The sequence below is a fragment of the Streptomyces sp. NPDC006326 genome, assembly GCF_040612915.1.
Taxonomy (GTDB): Bacteria; Actinomycetota; Actinomycetes; order Streptomycetales; family Streptomycetaceae; genus Streptomyces.
Genome location: NZ_JBEXRC010000004.1, coordinates 1 through 17,442, shown reverse-complemented (window position 1 = coordinate 17,442; position 17,442 = coordinate 1). Strand labels below are relative to the sequence as shown.

Here is a 17,442-nt window from a genome sequence, read left to right as displayed (position 1 = left end):
CCGACGGAGCGGGGGCTCTCCTGCGTCCTTCGGGCCCCGCGGCCCCGCCGGATGCACCCGGGGGCGGGTTTCACCGGCGCAGGACGCAGTCCCCGCAGAAGCCGCCGCCCGGCACCTTGTAGTAGAGGCAGCAGCTGCGCCGTACGAAAGCCACCCCCAGGCCCTCCTCGTGCAGGAAGGTACCGGCTCCGCCGAGCGCCCCGCCCTCGGCCAGCAGGGCGGCCGCGAGGTCCACCGCCGCCCCGCCGGGCACCCGGTCGATCAGCACCCGCAAGGCGCCCACCAGCCCCGACGCGGTGTTCCCGCGCAGGACCCTGGGCGATACCCCGAACCGCTCCCGCAGTGCCGCGTCGAGGACCGCGAGGTGGCCCAGCACGCTCGCGCCGAGCTCCTCGGCGGGCAGGGCCCCGTCCCCCGGGGAGGGAAGCCACAGCTGGAGCGAGCCCCCGGCCGGCATCCGCCACCACACCCGGTCCGCCGCGAGGTCCGGCACCCGCCCGGCCAGCGCGGCGCAGCCCAGCCCGAGCGACCACAGCCGCGAGGCGATCCCGAACTGCGCGGTCGACGCCGCCACCCGCCCGCTCCCGCTGCCGATCCGCCGACCCACCTCGCCGACGTACTCCCCGAGTTGCTCCCCGTACAGCCGGGTCAGGGGCCGGAACCCCTCCCCGGGCGGCTGCGGGCCGTACGGCACCTCGAAGAACGGCCCCACGGCCGCCAGGCGCCGCAGTACGTCGTCCATGTCCATGGGCACGATGATCTCAGGCGGCTGCAGATCCCCCCACGGACCCCGGCCCCGAGGAATCCCTGGTACCGGCCGGTGCGGGCGGGTGTGAGGCCGGCCACGCGGGTGGAGCAGAAGGCGATCACACGCAGTGGGGCAGGATCCGTACCGCCACCCGGTGGTCCGACCAGTCGGATGGCCCAGCGCACTGGTCCGTTCGGGGACCGGTCGGGCGGGCCACTTCCCCCTGCGGGCAGGGCCCGGCGGGCAGCTGCGCGGCCCTGCCCGCGGGGCGGGCGCGAGCGCGGCGCGGGGACGGCCCCGGAGGGCCTCGGCGAGGCCCCCGCGGCGGCCGGGCCCACCGCCGTCCGGCCGCACCGGACGCCCCCTGCATCTTCGCAGGTCAGAGCGGTTTTCGCGGCACAAGAACGGTTGTCCGTGGATCAGGATTACGGGCCCCGGGATCCGGGGATCGACGTCATCGGAAAACATGGCCGCGGCGTTGCCATTTTGGGGGTTCATGAGAGCACATTTAGGGGCTACATTGAGCCACTCGCGTTCACCTGACAGCCCGTTGCCTTTCACCCGCGTTTTGCGCGGGGGGTGACGTCAGGAGCGCACACTGTGCAACCACCCCACCGCCCAGAAGGACCGAAGGCTCCGTGCCCGTACCCGTACTCCTCGCCGGCCGCACCGTGCGGCTGGAGCCCCTCGCCCCCCACCACACCGAGGCCTTGGCCGTGGCCGGGGCCGAGGATCGTACGACTTACGCCTTCACCCCCGTACCCCATGGGGTGCAGGCGTCCCACGAGTACATCGACCGCGCCCTCGCCGACCAGGCGGCGGGTCGATCGCTCTCCTTCGCGGTGGTCAGAGCCACCGACGGCCGGGTCGTCGGTTCGACCCGCTTCCTCGAACTCGATTACTGGCAGGGACCTCTGGTGTGGCCCGCCGTCACGGGCGTCCCCTTCGGTGATCCGGCGACGGCGATCCCCGATGCCGCCGAGATCGGCAATACCTGGCTGTCCCCGGGCGCCCAGGGAACCGGCATCAACACCGAGGCGAAGCTCCTCTTGCTCCGCCACGCCTTCGAGACCTGGGGCGTGCGCCGCATCTCGCTGCGTGCCGACGCCCGCAACGTGCGCTCGCGTGCGGCGATGGAAAAGCTCGGGTTCACCTGCGAGGGGGTCCGCCGGGCCCATTCCCGGGGGCTCGACGGCGCCGTGCGCAGCACCGCCTTCTACTCGATCCTCGACGAGGAGTGGCCGGCCGTACGGTCGATCATCGAGCTGAGGCTGTCCGCGGGGGCGCCGCGCAAGCGCCGCCGCAAGACGCTGATCCCGGCGTAACGGTCCTGCAAACGGCGTAACGGCCCCCTCGGCGGCTCCGCCCCGGTCCTTCCCCTCCGGCGTCAGCCGAGGAAGGCCGGGGCGAGGGCCGAGGCCATGAGCGTGACGGGCTCGCCGCTTCCGTCGGCCGGCACCCGGTACAGGTCGGCGCCGAAGTCGCCGGGCAGGGAGTAGACGACGGTCCGGTCGTCGGTCCACACCACCTGGTCGTCCACGCTGCGCGCCTCCGCGAGCGGGGTCTCCTGCAGGGAGGCGAGGTCCAGGACGTAGAGCCGCCACGGGGCGTCGGCCGGCAGGCCGGGCACCCGCTTCTTGAAGACGAGCCGGGTCCCGTCGGGGGACAGCGACGGGCATTCCACGTTCTCGCGGAGCGTGGTCACGGTGCGTTCGGCGAGGTCGCCGCGGACCAGGTGGGTCTGGCCGCCGGTGGCGAGCGTCGCGTAGAAGGTCCGCTCGTCGGCGGCGAAGGTCACGCCCCAGAAGTTCACGTCGGCATTGCGGTACGCCTTGCCGTCCTTGCGGATGGCGAAGTCCTCCAGGGAGGCGTCGAGCCTGCCGGTGCGCAGGTCGAGCAGGGAGGTACGGGTGGAGAAGTTCGTCCCGGCGTACGAGTCCCCGCCGACGAAGACCGTCCAGGCGACCAGGTGGCCGCCGGGCGAGACCCGGGCCCGGGTGGGGATGCCGGCCAGCGGATGCGCGGAGACCTGCCGCAGCCGGGAGTCGAGGACCACGGCCCGGTAGCTCTCCTGGACACCGCCCTTGTCGGCCTGGAGGCAGATCCCGGTGCCGGCCGCCGAGTGGAAGCGCAGGCAGCTCACCCCGGAGGCGGTACGGGGGCCCGCGGGCGCGTCGGCGGGGACGGTGGCGAGCTCGTCGCGGTGCGGGCCCCACGCCATGTTCCGGAACACGATGCGCCGGCCGCCGTCCGCCGGGGCCAGGGACACCTCGCCCCGGGTGACCTGCGGGCCGCCGGCCTGGGTCTGGTCCTTCTGGTCGGCCCGGGAGGAGGCCCGGACGACGGCGAGCACCCCCACGGCGGCGAGCAGGACGACGGAGCAGACGAGGATCAGGATCCGGCGTTGGACGGTCATCGGGGCCTTTCGGGGAGCGGGGCCGGGGGTGGGGGTGGGAGAGGCGGTCAGGCGCCGGAAGCCGGACCGGCGGCGGGTTCCTCCGCCTCGGCCCCGGCTCCGGGTCCGGCTTCCACGGGACGCAGCCGGGCGCACACGGCGGCGGCCCCGGCGAGGAGTACGGCGGCGACGGCCAGGGCGGGCCGGGCGCCCCACACGGTCCAGGCGGCGCCGAAGCCCAGCGAGGCGGCGAACCGGGCGAGGGCCTGGCCGGTCTGGACGAGGGCGAGCCCGCCGCCGCGGTGCTCCTCGGGCACGGCTCCGGCGGCCGCGGCCATCAGGACGCCGTCGGTGGCGGCGTAGAAACCGCCGTGCAGCAGGAGCACGGCGTACGGCAGGGCGGCATCCACACCGTGCGGTGTCCCGCCGGTGAGCAGGAGCCCGTACGCGAGGAGCAGGGCGAGGTGGCCGCCGAGGAAGACGCGCCAGCGGCCGATCCGGTCGGCGAGCCGGCCCAGCGGCAGCGCGAGCAGGAAGAAGGCGCCCGCGGTGCCCAGCGGCAGCAGGGCGAACCAGCGGTCGGCGAGTCCGGTGGCGTGCTGCAGCAGCAGGAAGACGAAGCCGTCGCTGACGGTGCACAGGCCCAGCAGCAGCGCGCACAGTCCGATCCGGCGCAGGTCTCGGCGGCCCAGCAGCCCGAGGGAGGCCTTGAGGGAGACCGGTTCGGCGGGGGTTGCTCCGGGGCGCCTGGTGCGTCGGCCGGGCACGAAGAGGACGAGGACGAGCACGCCGAGGGCTGCGACGCAGGCGCTGACCGTGAAGACGGCGTCGTAGCCGTCGGCGGCGGCCCGCAGGATCAGGAAGGCGAGGACCGGCCCGATGAGGGCGCCCGCGGTGTCCATGGCCCGGTGCACGCCGAACGCCCGGCCGCGCTCCTCGGGTGCCGCCGCCAGTGAGATCAGCGCGTCGCGCGGAGCCGTGCGCAGGCCCTTGCCCGTGCGGTCCAGGGCGAGGACGGCCCCGATGGCGGGCAGCGTGTGCACGAGCAGCAGCAGCGGTTTGCACAGGGCGGAGAGGCCGTAGCCGAGGCCGGCGAGGGCCTTGTGGCGGCCGAAGCGGTCGCCGAGGTGGCCGCCGGTGAGCCGGACGAGGGCGCTGACGCCGTTGTAGAGCCCGTCGAGCAGCCCGAAGCCGAGCGGGGTCAGGCCGAGACCGGCGACGAGGTAGAGCGGGAGCACGGCCGTGACCATCTCGGAGGAGACGTCGGTGATCAGGCTGACCGTGCCGAAGGCGAGCACCGTGGGGGCGAGCGCGGCGCGCCGCCCCGGGCTGGTGCCCGGGGCGACGGCCTGCTGCTCGGGGGTCACGGCGGGCGCGGGGGTGCCGCGACTGTCCGCAACGTACATGGTCAGGACGTCCAGATACCCGTGATGTCCTTGGCGGTGGCGGCGTTCCCGGCATGGGTGGTCAGGCCGGCCAGGCCCTCCAGGGTGCGCAGCACGTCGTAGTGGTTGTACGTGGTGGCCGAGGTGCTGCCGGGGGTGACGGACTGGCCGTAGAACACGGTCGGGATCTTGTTGCCGGAGAGCCGGTTGTCCTCGTCGAAGGTGACGACGAGGAGGCTGTTGTGCGTCTTGGCCCAGTCCGCGTAGGCCTTGAGGTTGTTCTTGAGCCAGGTGTCACCGGTGCCGACGGAGCAGTCGTGCATGTCGCTGCACAGGTTCGGGACGACGAAGGACACCTTGGGGAGGGTGGTGTAGTCCGTGGGGAACTGGGTCATGGTCTTGGCGCTGCTGGTCGGCACGTTGGAGAACGCGAACCAGGGGTTGTGCTTGCGGGCGTACTTGCCGCTGCTGCAGGTGGTGGAGCCCTGGCTGGGGAGGGTCTCGTTGTAGCTGGCCCAGCTCTTGCCCGCGGCTATGAGCTCGGAGGCGAGGTTGGGCGCGGAGCTGAAGCCCGGGGTGTAACAGCTGTCGTCGGTGACACCCTGGTGGGAGCCGGAGAACAGCTGGAGGTAGTTGGGCTGGCTGGGGTGCGTGACGCCGTACGACTGCGTGAGGTTGGCTCCGCCGGTCTTGAGGGAGTTGATGTACGGGGCGCTGGAGCTGCCGATGACCTGGCTGTAGGCGTGGTTCTCGAAGACCACGACGACGACGTGGTCGGGGGCCGGGAGCCCGGCTGCGTGTGCAGGCTGGGCGGCGCCGATACCGGCCCACAGGGCCGTGCCGGCGGCGGTGACGCCGAAGGCGGTGGCAAGGGCGGTCTTGCGGCGGGACCATGAAAAGGTCATGCCAAACACGGGGGATACCTCCGGGCAGAGGGGGTCTGGTGGCGGCGCGGACGCACCATACCCAGGGGCATGTGCATGGGCCAGGGACAGACGGCGAACGGAGCGGGAACTCCGGTAGCCGTCCAGGTGTTCGGCAACGGCCTGCCCCAGAGCAACCCAAGAGCTGGAAAAAAAGGGAACCCCGGACCACGTAGGCTCATCCTTCGAACATATAGCGACCACCCCGCCCCCGCCCGGGGCAGCACCAGCCGGAGAGCCACCGCACATGTCGTACTCACCCGACGGACAGCACCAGCCGTACCGGTCGGAAGGGCAGTACCAGCAGCAGCCCTACGGCACTTCGTACGCACAGACGTACGAACCCCAGGACCCGTACCCGCCGTACGGCCAGCCCCACCCGCCGTACGGCGAGCCGGAACCCGAACCCGAACCACGGCGGCGCCGGGGACGTCGCTGGCTCATCGCGGGTGTCACCGTGCTGGCCCTCGCGGGCATCGCCGCCGGCGTGATGTACCACTTCGAGATACCCCCCTTCACCGACAAGGGCAAGGACGTCACCTTCGGCCAGCCCGCCGCCGGGGCCAAGACGGGCGGGGACGGCGGCGGCGCGGCGAAGCCGCCGGCCAACTCCAAGGCACTGATGCCGACCGGCCCCAAGGCCGAGTTCAAGAACTCCATGACCCTGGCCGACGGCACGCACGTGGCCGTCACCACGCTGGACGGCAAGAAGTCCGGCTTCAAGGGCAAAGTCTGGGTGTGGGCGCCCAAGGAGTACAACGACCCCAAGTTCGCCAAGAGCGGCTTCCCGGTCCTCATAGCCCTGCCGGGCGGAGCCGGCTACCCCAGCAACTACTGGATGGGCACCGACCTGGGCCTCCAGACCAGCATCAGCAAGTGGTACACCGAGGGCAAGAGCAAGCCCTTCATCCTCGCCATGCCGGTGCTGAACCCGGCCCCGGACGACAAGGGCATCTACTGGGACGGCTCCGACATCCCCGGCCAGCCCAAGATGGGCACCTGGCTGACCGAGGACGTCCCGGACCTGATGAAGGCCAACTTCCGCACCGTCAAGTCCCGTGACGGCTGGGCCTACATGGGCTCCTCCACCGGCGGCTTCGCCAGCCTGAAGGCCGTCCTCCAGCACCCGGACAAGTTCAAGGCCGCCATCTGCTCCGGCCCGGACGTCGTCCCGGACTCCCCCCTGTGGAAGGGGCACGAGAAGGAGAAGGCCGAGAACAACCCCGAGCTGCTGGCGAAGGCCCTGATCGACAAGAAGGGCAGCCCGGACGTCTACCTCGCCTTCCAGGTCGGCGACAACGAGAGCAACAAGAAGACCCTGCCCGACGTGCAGAAGTTCATCGCCACCTACGGCAAGGGGCCGATCCACACCAGCCTGAGGGTCATCCCGGGCGGCCAGCACAACGCCAAGACCTACGTGCCGAACATGGGCGAGGGCCCGATCCAGTTCATCAGCAAGGTCATGGAAGGACCGGTGGAGTAACCACCGGCCCGAACGCCTCCTGGTCCTGCGGCCCGCCGAACACCATCGGCGGGCCGCAGCCGTCCCAGGGCTCCCAGCCGGGCTCCCCGGTCACGGCGAAACGCACCCAGGCCGCGTGCATCCGGTCCGCCAGCTCCTGCGGGGCCTCGGGCCCGGCCAGCCAGTGGGCCTCCGGCACGTGCAGCGTGTCGAACACGAAGCCCAGCTCCAGGGCGTGGCAGGCGCCCAGGCCCGGCACGCCGGAGGGCCAGCCGAACTCGTAGAGGAAGCTCGGGGCCGTCCGCGCCCCGGCGAGCCGGCGCAGCGGATCCCGCAGCAGCCGGTCGGTCAGCAGCTGGCCCGCGAGCTCGGCCGGGCCCGCCCCGGGCAGGGCGGCGCGCAGCGCCCGTACGGCGGCCCGGTCCTTGCCGGTCCGGACCCGGGCCAGCGCCACCGCGAGCGGACCGAACCGGTCCAGCAGCCGCATCAGGCCGGTCGGGGCGAACCAGAGCCGGTACTCCTCGGTGGTCCAGCCCATCAGCAGCGGTACGCGGCCCCGCGCGGCCGCTTCGAGCGGCTCCTCGGGAAGGGTGTCGGGATCGATGACGAGACCGAAGGCGGGGCCGCCGAGCAGCGCTCCGGAACGGCGCAGGACCGCCCGCTGGGCGGCGATCAGGTCGGGCAGGGGCACGGCGGCGAAGGCCTCCGCGGTCGCGGGCACCTTGAGCAGGGAGGCCATCCGCCGGACCATGGTGCGCACATGGTCGGGCGGCAGCACCTCGGGCGCGCCGCTCTGCAGGGCGGCCTGCGCGAACAGCCCGGCGGCGCCGGGGGCGGCGAGCAGGGCGCCGACGCTGATGGCGCCCGCCGACTCACCGAAGACCGTGACGCGGGCCGGGTCCCCGCCGAAGGCCGTGATGTTCTCGCGGACCCACCTGAGGGCGGCCATCTGGTCGAGCAGGCCGCGGTTGGCGGGGGCGTCGGGGAAGAGTCCGTAGCCGAGGACGCCGAGGCGGTAGTTGAGAGAGACGAACACCACGCCGTCGCGGGCGAAGGCGGATCCGTCGTAGACGGGCACGGCCGAGGAGCCGCGGGTCAGCGCCCCGCCGTGGAGCCACACCATGACCGGCAGCCCGGCTCCGGCGGCCGGCTGGGGCGTCCACACGTTGAGGTTGAGGCAGTCCTCGCCGGGGATCTCCGGGTCGCTCAGCAGCGCGGCGAAGGTCCTGGGGTAGGCGGCCTTGGGCGCGGTGGGCCCGAACGCACCGGCATCGCGTACGCCGTCCCAGGCGGCCGGGGCCGCGGGGGCGGCGAAGCGGAGGGCTCCGACCGGTGCCGCCGCGTACGGGATGCCCCGGAAGGCGGCGACCCCTTCCGGTCCGGTGCGTCCCTCGACCACGCCCTGCCCGGTGCGGACCCGGGGCCGGCCGCTGCTGCCTGCTGTGCTCATCGCGCCCTTCATGGAAACGGTGCCTGCCGTGGAACAGGTGCATCAGATGTTCCGCGTGGTGCGTCCCACCTCCCCCGCACGGTCGCACACGCCTCGAACGGGTGACAAGGCGTGACCCGGCCGGGGTCGGGCCGGGTTGGGCGGGCATGCGATCCATGCGTAACCACCCCGGCGCCCGGAGCCTCGTCCGGGCCTGCTCGGTCCCCTTCTTCCTGCTCGCGGCCGCCGGAACGGCGCAGGCCGCGGGGCCCGATTTCCAGTACGTCGGCCAGGACGACCAGGTCCACGGGCTGACCGCCCCGAAGGGCTGCGTCCGCGCCCTGGGCGGCGGCTCCCGGGCGGCCACGAACTCCACCCGCGGCACGGCCACGTTCTACCGGGAGCCGGACTGCTCGGGCCGCCCGTTGGCGGTCCTGGAGCCGGGCCGGGTGGGCCAGATCCGGCCCTATTTCGCGTCCGTGCGGTTTTCCGTCACCAGGTAGGCGCAGCGCCCGTGACCCCTTGGCCTCCGCTGCGTTGTATGCCATGTCAAATGCCGCACGTACTGCTGCGGCGCCCCACATCTCACGAGGAGATCTTGATGTCGCGTATCGCGAAGGCAGTCGCCGTCACCGCTGCCGCCGGTAGCGCCCTGGCCGCCGGTGCCGGGCTGGCCGTCGCCGATGCCGGAGCGCACGGTGCGGCGGTCGGCTCCCCCGGTGTCCTGTCGGGCAACGTCGTTCAGGTTCCGGTGCACATCCCGATCAACGTCTGCGGCAACTCCGTGAGCGTGATCGGCCTGCTGAACCCCGCGTTCGGCAACACCTGCATCAACGAGTCGGGCGGCGAGCACCACACCGAGGACAAGGGCGGCTACGGCGGCTGATCCCAGCCCGCCTGACCTGACCCAGGCCGAGGGCCCCCGCCGTAGCGCGGGGGCCCTTCCCGTGCGCCCGGACCGGTCACGGTGGCGGACTCACTCGTAGCGGTAGACGCCCTCGTGGCTGAGCATGTCGCGCGGGGTGAGGTTCCACGGCGGCATCGGCTCGTCGAGGGCGATCACCCGCCTGCGCTGGAGGTCGCCCGGAGGCAGCGGGGCGGCGGGCAGATAGCCGGAATCCGGGTGCTTGAGCTGCCAGCGGTCCCAGACGAGGTCCACGAAGGCGTGGTGCAGCCAGAACGCCGGGTCGTTGGGCGCCGTACCGCCCGTCATGTGCCCGCCGATCCACTGGTGCACCTTGTTGTGGTTGCGCCAGCGTTCGCTCTTGGGGGCGGCCCAGCCCTCCAGCTTGTTGCGGAAGCCACCGGCTGCGGCCGTGGAGTCCCACGGCGAGGTGTCGTACGTCGGATCGTCGAGCGCCCACTGCAGTTCGGCCGCGGTGGGCAGTGTGATGGGGTTCTGGGGGCGGCCGAGGTTCCGGGTGAGGAACCGCTCCGCCGTGAAGCCCACCGTGATCACCCAGTTGCCCTTCTCGTAGGCGAAGGGGCCGGTCATCACCTGGCGGTCGTCGGCGCGGCCGGTGCCACCCAGGAAGTCGTCGGCCCACAGGGAGGAGACGGGGCTGTTGTCGGTGGTCCAGTCCCAGTACGGGACCGAGACGCCCGGGTCGACGCCCTGGAGCAGCCGCTCGAATTCAAGCAGGTAGCGCCGGTGCCAGGGGAAGAACGACGGCGACATGTGCCCGACGCGCAGCTTGCGGTCCCGGTCGGGGACGAAGTACTTGTCGTGGGTGCGGACCAGGTCGTCGTACGCGCCGTTGCGCTTGAGCTCCAGCACGGCCGCCGTGAACCGCTTCTTCTGCGCGGTGGTCAGGTCCTTCTGGTTCTGCCGGGTGTACATGCGGGGCTCCTCCCGTTCCGTCCGTCAGCCGTGGTGCGGGACCGCGAGCGCCAGCTGGTTGGTGCCGAGTTCGTCGACGGCGGCGCGGGCGAGCTCCAGCGGGGTCTCGAAGGACTGGAAGTGGTTGATCCCGCTCAGGTAGCTGCCGTCCGCGCGCCGCATCACGTGCAGGGGGCGGCCGTCGATGCGGACCTCGGCGGCGTGGACGGCGATGTGCCGGCCGCGGTACGTCTCCTCGGTCAGCGGCGCGGGCGTGACCGTCTGCCGGGGCCGCCGGGCGCGCAGCACGGGGGCCAGGGCCGCGGCGGTGCCGGCGAACACCGCGGCGGTGAAGGCCGTGCGCAGGAGCGTGCGGCGGCTGAGTGGTGCGGCGGCGGGTGCTGCGTACATGCGGTCTCCCTCGCTCGGTGGTCCGCGCTACGGGGTCTAACGCAGCGCGGCGGGCGAGGTCACACCGGCCGGGCGGGGTGCTTGTAGAAGAGCGTGGTGGGGTGCAGGCGGCCTGCCGGGTCGGCGGCGAAGTCGGGGATGGTGCCGGCTTCGGTCCAGCCCGCGGAGCGGTAGACGCGCTCGGCGCCGCTCCCGGTCTCGGTGTCGAGGAACAGCAGCAGCACTCCGGCCCGGGCGGCCGCCGCCTCGGCCTCGGCGAGCAGGGCGCGGGCCGTGCCGCGGCCGCGTGCCGCGGGGTGGACCATGAGCTTGCGCAGCTCGGCGCGGTGGCGGCCGTTGGGCTTGGACTCCCGCCGCCAGCTCACCGTGCCGTCGAGCGGGGCGCCGTCGGCGGGGCGGGAGATCCAGAGTGCGAGCGAGCCGTCCTCGACGGCGGGGCGCAGGGAGTCCCACCAGGAGGCGGCCTGGCGGTGACCGAGGTCGGCGAGGAAGCCGAGCGAGGAACCGCCGCGTACCACCGCGAGAAGGAGGTCGGCCAGCTCGTCGCGGTGCAGGGTGAGCCCGGCGGTGTCGAGCCGGGTGATGACGGGAGCCATCCCCCGAGGATAAGGACCCGCCGCGCGCCCGCCGGGGCCGGGGGCGGCGCCCCGGCCCCGGCGGGGCCTCAGGGCGCGGGGAGTTCCGCGAAGTCGGCCACCAGGGCGCGGTGGTGGCCGGAGGTGCCCAGGGCCAGGGAGTCGGCCTTGGCCCGCTTGAGGTACAGGTGCGCCGGGTGCTCCCAGGTCATGCCGATGCCGCCGTGCAGCTGTACGCACTCCTCGGCGGCGCGGACCGCGACGCCCGAGCAGTGGGCCTGGGCGACGGCCACCGTGAGCGGGGCGTCCGGAGCGCCGGTGGCGAGGGCGTCGGCCGCGGCGCGGGCCGCCGCCCGAGCGGAGGCCACGTCCAGCCAGAGCCGGGCGAGCCGGTGCTTGAGGGCCTGGAAGGAGCCGACGGGCCGGTTGAACTGGTGGCGGCCCCGGACGTGGGCCACCGTCTGGGTCAGGCACCATTCGGCGAGCCCCAGTTGTTCGCCGGCCAGCAGTCCGGCCCCGGACAGCAGGGCCCCGGCCACGGCCGCGCGAGCGGTGGCCGGGTCGGCGAGCCGGGTCCCGGCGGCCCCGTCCAGCGTGACGGTGGCGAGCGGCCGGGTCAGGTCCAGCGGGACCAGCGGCGTGAGGGACACGGCGGCGGCCGGGACGGCGTACAGGCCGGTGTCCGCGAGCACGAGCAGGACGTCGGCGGCCACCGCGTCCGCCACCGAGGTGACGGTGCCGGTCAGCCGCCCTCCCCCAGTGTCCCGGACGGCGGCCGGCAGCGGGGCGCCGGGCGCCAGTGTCAGCGGCACGGCCGGTACGCACACCTGCCGTCCGGAGGCCAGCTCCCGCAGCAGGGCGGCCGTCGGGGCGGAGCCGGCCGGATCGCAGCCGAGCAGGATCTCCGCCGCGAGCACCGCGCTCGTCAGGTACGGGACCGGCGCCACGGCCCGCCCCAGCTCCTCCAGGACCACGGCCGCCTCGCGGTGGCCCGCGCCCTGCCCGCCGAACTTCTCCGGCACGAGCAGTCCGGCGGTGCCGATCTCCGCGGCGAGGGTGTGCCAGAGACCGGGGTCGTGCGGGCGGCCGCTCTCGGCCCCGGCCAGCACGGCCGACGGCGGGCACCGGTCGGCGAGCAGGGCCCGTACGGCGGACCGGAGTTCCTCCTCGGTCTGCGAGTACAGCAGGTCGTAGCCTTCGCGCGGGAACGTCATCGGGCCAGGTCCTTCCAGGGGAGGTCCTTGTCGTCGCGCGGTTCGGCGGGCAGGCCGAGGACGCGTTCGGCGACGATGTTGAGGAGGATTTCGCTGGTGCCGCCCTCGATGCTGTTGCCCTTGGCGCGCAGGTAGCGGTAGCCGGCGTCCCGGCCGGTGAAGTCGACCAGCTCGGGCCGGCGCATCGTCCAGTCCTCGTACAGCAGACCCTCCTCGCCGAGGAGTTCCACCTCCAGGCCGCTGATCTCCTGGTTGAGCCGGGCGAAGGTGAGCTTCATCCCCGATCCCTCGGGGCCGGGCTGCCCGGCGGCGAGCTGCTGGCGCAGCCGTTCGCCGGTGAGCCGGGCGACCTCGGCCTCGACCCACAGCTCCAGCAGGCGCTGGTGCAGGGCGTGGGTCCGCAGCGCGGGGCGCTCGCGCCAGGCCGCGGCGACAGGGGCGATCATGCCGCCCTCGCGGGGGATCCGCATCCCGCCGATGGAGACCCGCTCGTTCATGAGGGTGGTGCGGGCGACCTCCCAGCCCTGGCCCACGGCGCCGAGGCGGTGGCGGTCGGGGATCCGGACGCCGGTCAGGAAGACCTCGTTGAACTCGGCCTCGCCGGTGATCTGGCGCAGCGGCCGGACCTCGACGCCGGGGGCGTGCATGTCGCACAGGAAGTAGGTGATGCCGCGGTGCTTGGGCAGGGCGGGGTCGGTGCGGGCGATCAGGATGGCCCAGCGGGCGGTGTGGGCGCTGGAGGTCCACACCTTCTGGCCGTCCACGACCCATTCGCCGGCGGACTCGTCGAGGACGGCCCGGGTGGCGAGCGCGGCGAGGTCGGAACCGGCGCCCGGCTCGCTGAACAGCTGGCACCAGACCTCCTCGCCGACCCACAGGGGGCGCAGGAAACGCCGCTTCTGCTCCTCGGTCCCGTAGGCGAGGATCGTGGGCGCGGCCATGCCGAGGCCGATGCCGATCCGGCGCGGGTCGTTGTCGGGGGCCCCGGCCGCCTCCAGTTCGGCGTCGACGACGGCCTGGAGGGAGCGGGGCGCGCCGAGTCCGCCGAGGCCCTGCGGGTAGTGGACCCAGGCGAGGCCGGCGTCGAAGCGGGCGCACAGGAAGTCCGTGCGGCCGGTGGCCGCGGGCGGGTGGGCGGCGAGCAGGTCGCGTACGCGCAGGCGCAGTGCGTCGGCGGTGGTGGGGGCGGTCATCGGGCGGCTCCGGTGGGGCTGGTGGAGGGGGTGGTGGGGCCGGTGGAGGGGGTGGGGCCGGTGGAGGGGGTGGGGCCGGTGGAGGTGGTGGAGGTGGTGGGGCCGGTGGAGGCGTCTGGGTTCAGGGACGGTACGACCACCAGCCGGCCGGTGGTGCTGCCGTCGGCGAGGCGCTGCACGGCATCGGCGGCCGCCGCGAGCGGGACGCGTTCGCTGACCAGGGGTGTGATGGCGCCCTGGGCGGCGAGGCGGGTGAGTTCGGTGTGGCAGGCGAGGATCGCGGCCGGGTCCTTGGCGGCGTAGAGGCCCCAGTGCAGGCCGAGGATCGCGTAGTTCTTGACCAGGGCGTGGTTGAGGGCGGGGGTGGGGATGGTGCCGCTCGCGAAGCCGACGACCACGATGCGGCCCTCGAAGGCCACGCACTTGGCGGAGGCGGTGTAGGCGTCGCCGCCGACCGGGTCGTAGACCACGTCGGCCCCGCGCCCGCCGGTGAACTCCTTGACCCGGGCGACCAGGTCCTCGCCCGTCCGGTCGATCACCAGGTCGCAGCCGAGCTCCTCGGCGGTGCGCGCCTTCGCCTTGCCCCCGACGACGCCGATGACGGTGGCGCCGGCGGCCTTGCCGAGCTGGACCGCGGCGCTGCCGACACCGCCGGCCGCGGCGTGCACGAGGAGGGTCTCGCCGGGCTGGAGCCGGGCGCGGCGGTGCAGGCCGAACCAGCCCGTCTGGTAGCCGATGTGGAGGGCGGCCGCCTGGGCGTCGTCGAGGCTCTCGGGGGCGGGGAGCAGGGCACGCGCGGGCGCGGTGACGTACTCGGCGAAGCCGCCGTGGGGCAGGCTCGGGTTGGCGATGACGCGGCGGCCGTCGTCGGTCTCGCCGCAGATCTCCACGCCGGGGGTGAAGGGCAGCGGCGGGCGGATCTGGTACTGCCCGCGCACGAGCAGGGCGTCGGGGAAGTTGACGTTCGCGGCGAGCACCTTGAGCCTCACCTCGCCCTCGCCGGGCACGGGTTCGGGGACCTCTTCGAGACGCATCGCCTCTCGGGGCTCGCCTGGGGTGTGTACTCGCCATGCCTGCATCGGGGCCTCCAGCCGCCGTCGAGGGGAACCGCGCTAACCATGCTCCGCGGGCATACTAAGCAGTCGCTTGGGTGCGGGGGAACCGTTACCGGGGGGAATTCAGCCTCCTTGGTGGGGTGGAGCAGGCAGGATGTGGCGTGCACGTGTCATGGCGAGCGTCGGCATGGCATGGCACAACGGGGAACAGCAGCTGTACGGGGGAGCACAAGATGATGAGAAGCACGTCCGCGGCCGTGGCCGGCGTCGTCCTCGCGGGCCTGATCACGGCCGCGGGACCGGCCGTGGCCGCCGAGAGCGCCTGTACGCCCGACATCGTCAGGCTGCCCGCCCTGGGGGGATCCGCGGCGGGCGGGTCCGTACGCGCCTTCGGAGCCGGCGGTCTGGTGGCCGGCGAGAGCGCGGGGGTGCCCGTGTACTGGACCGCCGACCGCGAAGTCCACGCCGTCCCGCTGCCGGAGGGCTTCGCGTCCGGCTGGGTCGCGGCCGTGAACGTCAAGGGCCTGATGGTGGGTGCACTGCGGCGCACCAACGACTTCGACAGCGCCGTCGCCTTCACCTACCAGCAGGGCGCGGCGGCGGTTCGGCTGGTCGGCGGCGGGGCCGGTTCGGGTTTCGGTTCGGGTTTCGGTTCGGGTTCCGGTTCGGGTTTCGGTTCGGGTTCCGGTTTCGGTTCGGGTTCCGGTTTCGGTTCGGGTTCCGGTTTCGGTTCCGGCTCCAGCTATGTGGCGGACGTGAACGACGCGGGCCGATACGTGGGCATGGAGGGCGGTGTCGCCAAGGAATGGCTGAACGGGACGGTGGTGCGCGAGCTGCCCGTGCCCGCGGACGCGCACCCGAGCACACGGATCGCCTCCGTCGACGGGATCAACAAGCGCGGCGACATCGTCGGAACGGCTCGCACTTCTTATGAGGATGCCGACGGCGTCTGGAGCAAGAGCTTCCCGGTGGTCTGGCCCGCGGGGGGCGGGTACCCGCCGTACAGCCTGCCGGTGTGGACCGAGAACGACTGGACGGTCGCCACCGATGCGGCCGGCATCGACGACCGGGGCCGGGTCGTCGGGCACGAGGACCGCAGCTACCGCGACTGGCAGGAGCGCAAGCCGGCCGTCTGGCAGAAGCCGTACGACGCCCTCCCGAACGATCCCGGCCGGGTCGCGGGCTACGAGCACCTCACGCTCGACGCCGTCAGTCCGACCACGAACGTGACCGTCGGGTCGGCCGTCACGTTCGTGGACGGCTACCCCAACTTCCTGCGTGCCGCGTACTGGCCGGGCAAGGGCGCCCCGATGGCCCTCCCGCACCCCGCCGGGACGAGTCCGGACTCGCGCAGCGAGGCCTTCGCGGCCTCGGACGACGACCGGGTGGGCGGCACTTTCTTCGACTGGGAGGCCGCGAAGACCAGCGCCGTCGTGTGGGCGTGCGCGAGCAAGCAGGCTTACGTGCCGAAGGGGTAGGGCTGAGGTGGGGGCCTCGGCTGAGTGCGGTGGGGATGTGGTGGGTTGCGGTGGGGATCTGGTGGGTCCGGGTGGGGATGTGGTGGGTTGCGGTGCGGATCTGGTGGGTCCGGGTGGGGATGTGGTGGGTTGCGGTGCGGATCTGGTGGGTTGCCGTGCGGATCTGGTGGGATCTGGTGCGTTGCCGTGCGGCCTTGCCTCGCTGTGGGGCGGGCGCCGCCGCACGGGCATGGTGATCTGAGCGCCCGCACGCTATCGATGGGCCCATGGAGAACCCCTCGCACCGTCCTGCGCGGCATCCCTCGCCGGGTCTGCCCGCGCCGCCGCCGCCCGGTGCCGCCGCCCTGCCCGCCGGTACGTACGCCGGGCAGGTGGTCCTCGTGACCGGCGGGGGTACCGGGCTCGGCAAGGCCATAGCCGCCGAGTTCGCACGGCTCGGCGCGGACCTGGTCATCGCCGGACGGCGGCCCGAACTGCTGGCGGCGGCCCGGGACGAGCTGGCGGCCGTTCCGGGCGCGGGCCGGGTGTCGGCCGCCGTCTGTGACATCCGGGACCCTGAGCGGGTGGCGGAGGTCTTCGACGCGGCGGAGGTGGCGCTCGGGACGCCGGACGTGCTGGTCAACAATGCGGCCGCCAATTTCCCCTGTCCGGCGGAGGACTTGTCCCCCAACGCCTGGCGGGCCGTCGTCGACACCACCCTGACCGGCACCTGGTTCATGACCCGCGAGTTCGGCCGCCGCCATCTGGCGGCCGGCACCCCCGGGTCGATCGTGAACATCGGCGCCTCCTACGCCTGGACGGGCGGGCCCGGATTCGCCCACAGCGCCGCGGCGAAGGCTGGGGTGAAGAACCTGGTGGAGACGCTCGCCGTGGAGTGGGGTCCGTACGGCATCCAGATCAACGGGCTCGTCCCCGGCCTGTTCCCGCACGCCGATATGACCGGGGACATCCGCGGCGGCCTCGACCGGGCGGCGCCCGGCGGCCGGGACGCCCGCCAGCCCGCCCTGCGGGTCGGTGTTCCCCGTGAGCTCGGCTGGGCGGCGACCTTCCTGGCCTCCCCGTACGCCCGCTTTGTCACGGGCCACACCCTGGTGGTGGACGGCGCGAACTGGCAGCGCCGCTCCCTGGTCAGCCCGGAGGTCACCCCGCTGCGGGAGCAATTGGGGCGTGGGCCGTTCGCGCCGTGAATCCCGCGCGAGCGGATCGGGGGTCGGGGAACCCGCGTCCGGGGTCGGTGGAGTTCGGGGGCGTCCCGTCAGTCCACTGTCCTTCCGGGGTGGGCCGGGCCGTCAAGGGCGCTCTCTTCGTTCGCGTCGCTTCGCGATGGCCTTCGGCCACCCCTGACCGCCCGGCCC

Annotated in this window: 17 protein-coding genes; 6 read left to right on the top strand and 11 right to left on the bottom strand. The window is 73.4% G+C overall.

Annotated features, from left to right (window positions below; genetic code table 11):
- Positions 1-70 precede the first annotated feature (70 nt).
- Positions 71-748, bottom strand: coding sequence for a (2Fe-2S)-binding protein (locus ABZ128_RS04500; RefSeq protein WP_356845999.1), 678 nt, complete (start codon positions 746-748; stop codon positions 71-73).
- Between the two features lie 638 nt (positions 749-1,386).
- On the opposite strand from ABZ128_RS04500, the gene ABZ128_RS04495 reads away from it, so the two are divergent.
- Complete coding sequence (locus ABZ128_RS04495) at positions 1,387-2,073, top strand: GNAT family protein (protein WP_356845998.1); 687 nt, start codon at positions 1,387-1,389, stop codon at positions 2,071-2,073.
- Positions 2,074-2,135: 62 nt separating this feature from the next.
- Here the strand turns inward: ABZ128_RS04495 and ABZ128_RS04490 are convergent, their stop codons facing one another.
- Genes ABZ128_RS04490 through ABZ128_RS04480 form a run of 3 tightly spaced genes read right to left on the bottom strand, consistent with a single transcriptional unit; the run spans position 2,136 to position 5,433 of the window.
- Positions 2,136-3,164, bottom strand: coding sequence for a hypothetical protein (locus tag ABZ128_RS04490; protein ID WP_356845997.1), 1,029 nt, complete (start codon positions 3,162-3,164; stop codon positions 2,136-2,138).
- Between the two features lie 47 nt (positions 3,165-3,211).
- Positions 3,212-4,549, bottom strand: a complete 1,338-nt coding sequence (locus tag ABZ128_RS04485; RefSeq protein WP_356845996.1) for an MFS transporter — start codon at positions 4,547-4,549, stop codon at positions 3,212-3,214.
- Between the two features lie 2 nt (positions 4,550-4,551).
- The gene (locus ABZ128_RS04480) at positions 4,552-5,433 is read right to left on the bottom strand and encodes an alkaline phosphatase family protein (RefSeq protein ID WP_356845995.1); all 882 of its coding nucleotides are present in this window, start codon (positions 5,431-5,433) and stop codon (positions 4,552-4,554) included.
- A 265-nt stretch (positions 5,434-5,698) separates the two neighbouring features.
- On the opposite strand from ABZ128_RS04480, the gene ABZ128_RS04475 reads away from it, so the two are divergent.
- The gene (locus tag ABZ128_RS04475) at positions 5,699-6,934 is read left to right on the top strand and encodes an alpha/beta hydrolase-fold protein (RefSeq protein WP_356845994.1); all 1,236 of its coding nucleotides are present in this window, start codon (positions 5,699-5,701) and stop codon (positions 6,932-6,934) included.
- On the opposite strand, the gene ABZ128_RS04470 is transcribed toward ABZ128_RS04475, so the two are convergent.
- Positions 6,912-8,363 carry a carboxylesterase family protein gene (locus ABZ128_RS04470; protein WP_356845993.1) on the bottom strand — a complete coding sequence of 484 codons (1,452 nt, stop codon included), beginning with the start codon at positions 8,361-8,363 and terminating at the stop codon, positions 6,912-6,914. The two genes, ABZ128_RS04475 and ABZ128_RS04470, sit on opposite strands and share 23 nt — an antisense overlap.
- Positions 8,364-8,509: 146 nt before the next feature.
- Between ABZ128_RS04470 and ABZ128_RS04465 the strand changes: the two genes are divergently transcribed.
- Positions 8,510-8,845 carry a hypothetical protein gene (locus ABZ128_RS04465; RefSeq protein WP_356845992.1) on the top strand — a complete coding sequence of 112 codons (336 nt, stop codon included), beginning with the start codon at positions 8,510-8,512 and terminating at the stop codon, positions 8,843-8,845.
- Between the two features lie 98 nt (positions 8,846-8,943).
- A complete protein-coding gene (locus ABZ128_RS04460; protein WP_356845991.1) occupies positions 8,944-9,228 on the top strand; it encodes a chaplin in 285 nt (94 codons plus the stop codon).
- Between the two features lie 90 nt (positions 9,229-9,318).
- Here the strand turns inward: ABZ128_RS04460 and ABZ128_RS04455 are convergent, their stop codons facing one another.
- From ABZ128_RS04455 to ABZ128_RS04430, 6 genes are all read right to left on the bottom strand, one after another.
- Positions 9,319-10,182 (bottom strand): tyrosinase family protein, encoded by an 864-nt coding sequence (locus ABZ128_RS04455; protein WP_356845990.1) that lies wholly within the window; start codon positions 10,180-10,182, stop codon positions 9,319-9,321.
- Positions 10,183-10,206: 24 nt separating this feature from the next.
- Positions 10,207-10,572, bottom strand: a complete 366-nt coding sequence (locus ABZ128_RS04450; protein WP_356845989.1) for a tyrosinase family oxidase copper chaperone — start codon at positions 10,570-10,572, stop codon at positions 10,207-10,209.
- Between the two features lie 59 nt (positions 10,573-10,631).
- Positions 10,632-11,168 (bottom strand): GNAT family N-acetyltransferase, encoded by a 537-nt coding sequence (locus ABZ128_RS04445; RefSeq protein ID WP_356845988.1) that lies wholly within the window; start codon positions 11,166-11,168, stop codon positions 10,632-10,634.
- A gap of 68 nt (positions 11,169-11,236) precedes the next feature.
- A complete protein-coding gene (locus ABZ128_RS04440) occupies positions 11,237-12,361 on the bottom strand; it encodes an acyl-CoA dehydrogenase family protein (protein ID WP_356845987.1) in 1,125 nt (374 codons plus the stop codon).
- On the bottom strand, positions 12,358-13,554 hold the full coding sequence (locus tag ABZ128_RS04435; protein WP_356845986.1) for an acyl-CoA dehydrogenase family protein: 1,197 nt from the start codon (positions 13,552-13,554) through the stop codon (positions 12,358-12,360). Before ABZ128_RS04435 ends, ABZ128_RS04440 begins: the two co-directional genes overlap by 4 nt.
- Positions 13,551-14,633 carry an NADPH:quinone oxidoreductase family protein gene (locus tag ABZ128_RS04430; RefSeq protein WP_356845985.1) on the bottom strand — a complete coding sequence of 361 codons (1,083 nt, stop codon included), beginning with the start codon at positions 14,631-14,633 and terminating at the stop codon, positions 13,551-13,553. Before ABZ128_RS04430 ends, ABZ128_RS04435 begins: the two co-directional genes overlap by 4 nt.
- A 209-nt stretch (positions 14,634-14,842) precedes the next feature.
- On the opposite strand from ABZ128_RS04430, the gene ABZ128_RS04425 reads away from it, so the two are divergent.
- The gene (locus tag ABZ128_RS04425; protein ID WP_356845984.1) at positions 14,843-16,087 is read left to right on the top strand and encodes a hypothetical protein; all 1,245 of its coding nucleotides are present in this window, start codon (positions 14,843-14,845) and stop codon (positions 16,085-16,087) included.
- 266 nt (positions 16,088-16,353) lie between these two features.
- Entirely contained in the window at positions 16,354-17,274 is a 921-nt protein-coding gene (locus tag ABZ128_RS04420) for an SDR family oxidoreductase (protein WP_356845983.1), read from the top strand.
- Positions 17,275-17,442: the final 168 nt, after the last annotated feature.

Coding starts and splice junctions, on each gene's coding strand:
- ABZ128_RS04500 (WP_356845999.1), bottom strand. CDS start 748: ATGGACATGGACGACGTACTGCGGCGCCTGGCGGCCGTGGGGCCGTTC.
- ABZ128_RS04480 (WP_356845995.1), bottom strand. CDS start 5,433: ATGACCTTTTCATGGTCCCGCCGCAAGACCGCCCTTGCCACCGCCTTC.
- ABZ128_RS04485 (WP_356845996.1), bottom strand. CDS start 4,549: ATGTACGTTGCGGACAGTCGCGGCACCCCCGCGCCCGCCGTGACCCCC.
- ABZ128_RS04450 (WP_356845989.1), bottom strand. CDS start 10,572: ATGTACGCAGCACCCGCCGCCGCACCACTCAGCCGCCGCACGCTCCTG.
- ABZ128_RS04490 (WP_356845997.1), bottom strand. CDS start 3,164: ATGACCGTCCAACGCCGGATCCTGATCCTCGTCTGCTCCGTCGTCCTG.
- ABZ128_RS04455 (WP_356845990.1), bottom strand. CDS start 10,182: ATGTACACCCGGCAGAACCAGAAGGACCTGACCACCGCGCAGAAGAAG.
- ABZ128_RS04430 (WP_356845985.1), bottom strand. CDS start 14,633: ATGCAGGCATGGCGAGTACACACCCCAGGCGAGCCCCGAGAGGCGATG.
- ABZ128_RS04475 (WP_356845994.1), top strand. CDS start 5,699: ATGTCGTACTCACCCGACGGACAGCACCAGCCGTACCGGTCGGAAGGG.
- ABZ128_RS04460 (WP_356845991.1), top strand. CDS start 8,944: ATGTCGCGTATCGCGAAGGCAGTCGCCGTCACCGCTGCCGCCGGTAGC.
- ABZ128_RS04440 (WP_356845987.1), bottom strand. CDS start 12,361: ATGACGTTCCCGCGCGAAGGCTACGACCTGCTGTACTCGCAGACCGAG.
- ABZ128_RS04425 (WP_356845984.1), top strand. CDS start 14,843: ATGATGAGAAGCACGTCCGCGGCCGTGGCCGGCGTCGTCCTCGCGGGC.
- ABZ128_RS04435 (WP_356845986.1), bottom strand. CDS start 13,554: ATGACCGCCCCCACCACCGCCGACGCACTGCGCCTGCGCGTACGCGAC.
- ABZ128_RS04420 (WP_356845983.1), top strand. CDS start 16,354: ATGGAGAACCCCTCGCACCGTCCTGCGCGGCATCCCTCGCCGGGTCTG.
- ABZ128_RS04465 (WP_356845992.1), top strand. CDS start 8,510: ATGCGATCCATGCGTAACCACCCCGGCGCCCGGAGCCTCGTCCGGGCC.
- ABZ128_RS04470 (WP_356845993.1), bottom strand. CDS start 8,363: ATGAGCACAGCAGGCAGCAGCGGCCGGCCCCGGGTCCGCACCGGGCAG.
- ABZ128_RS04445 (WP_356845988.1), bottom strand. CDS start 11,168: ATGGCTCCCGTCATCACCCGGCTCGACACCGCCGGGCTCACCCTGCAC.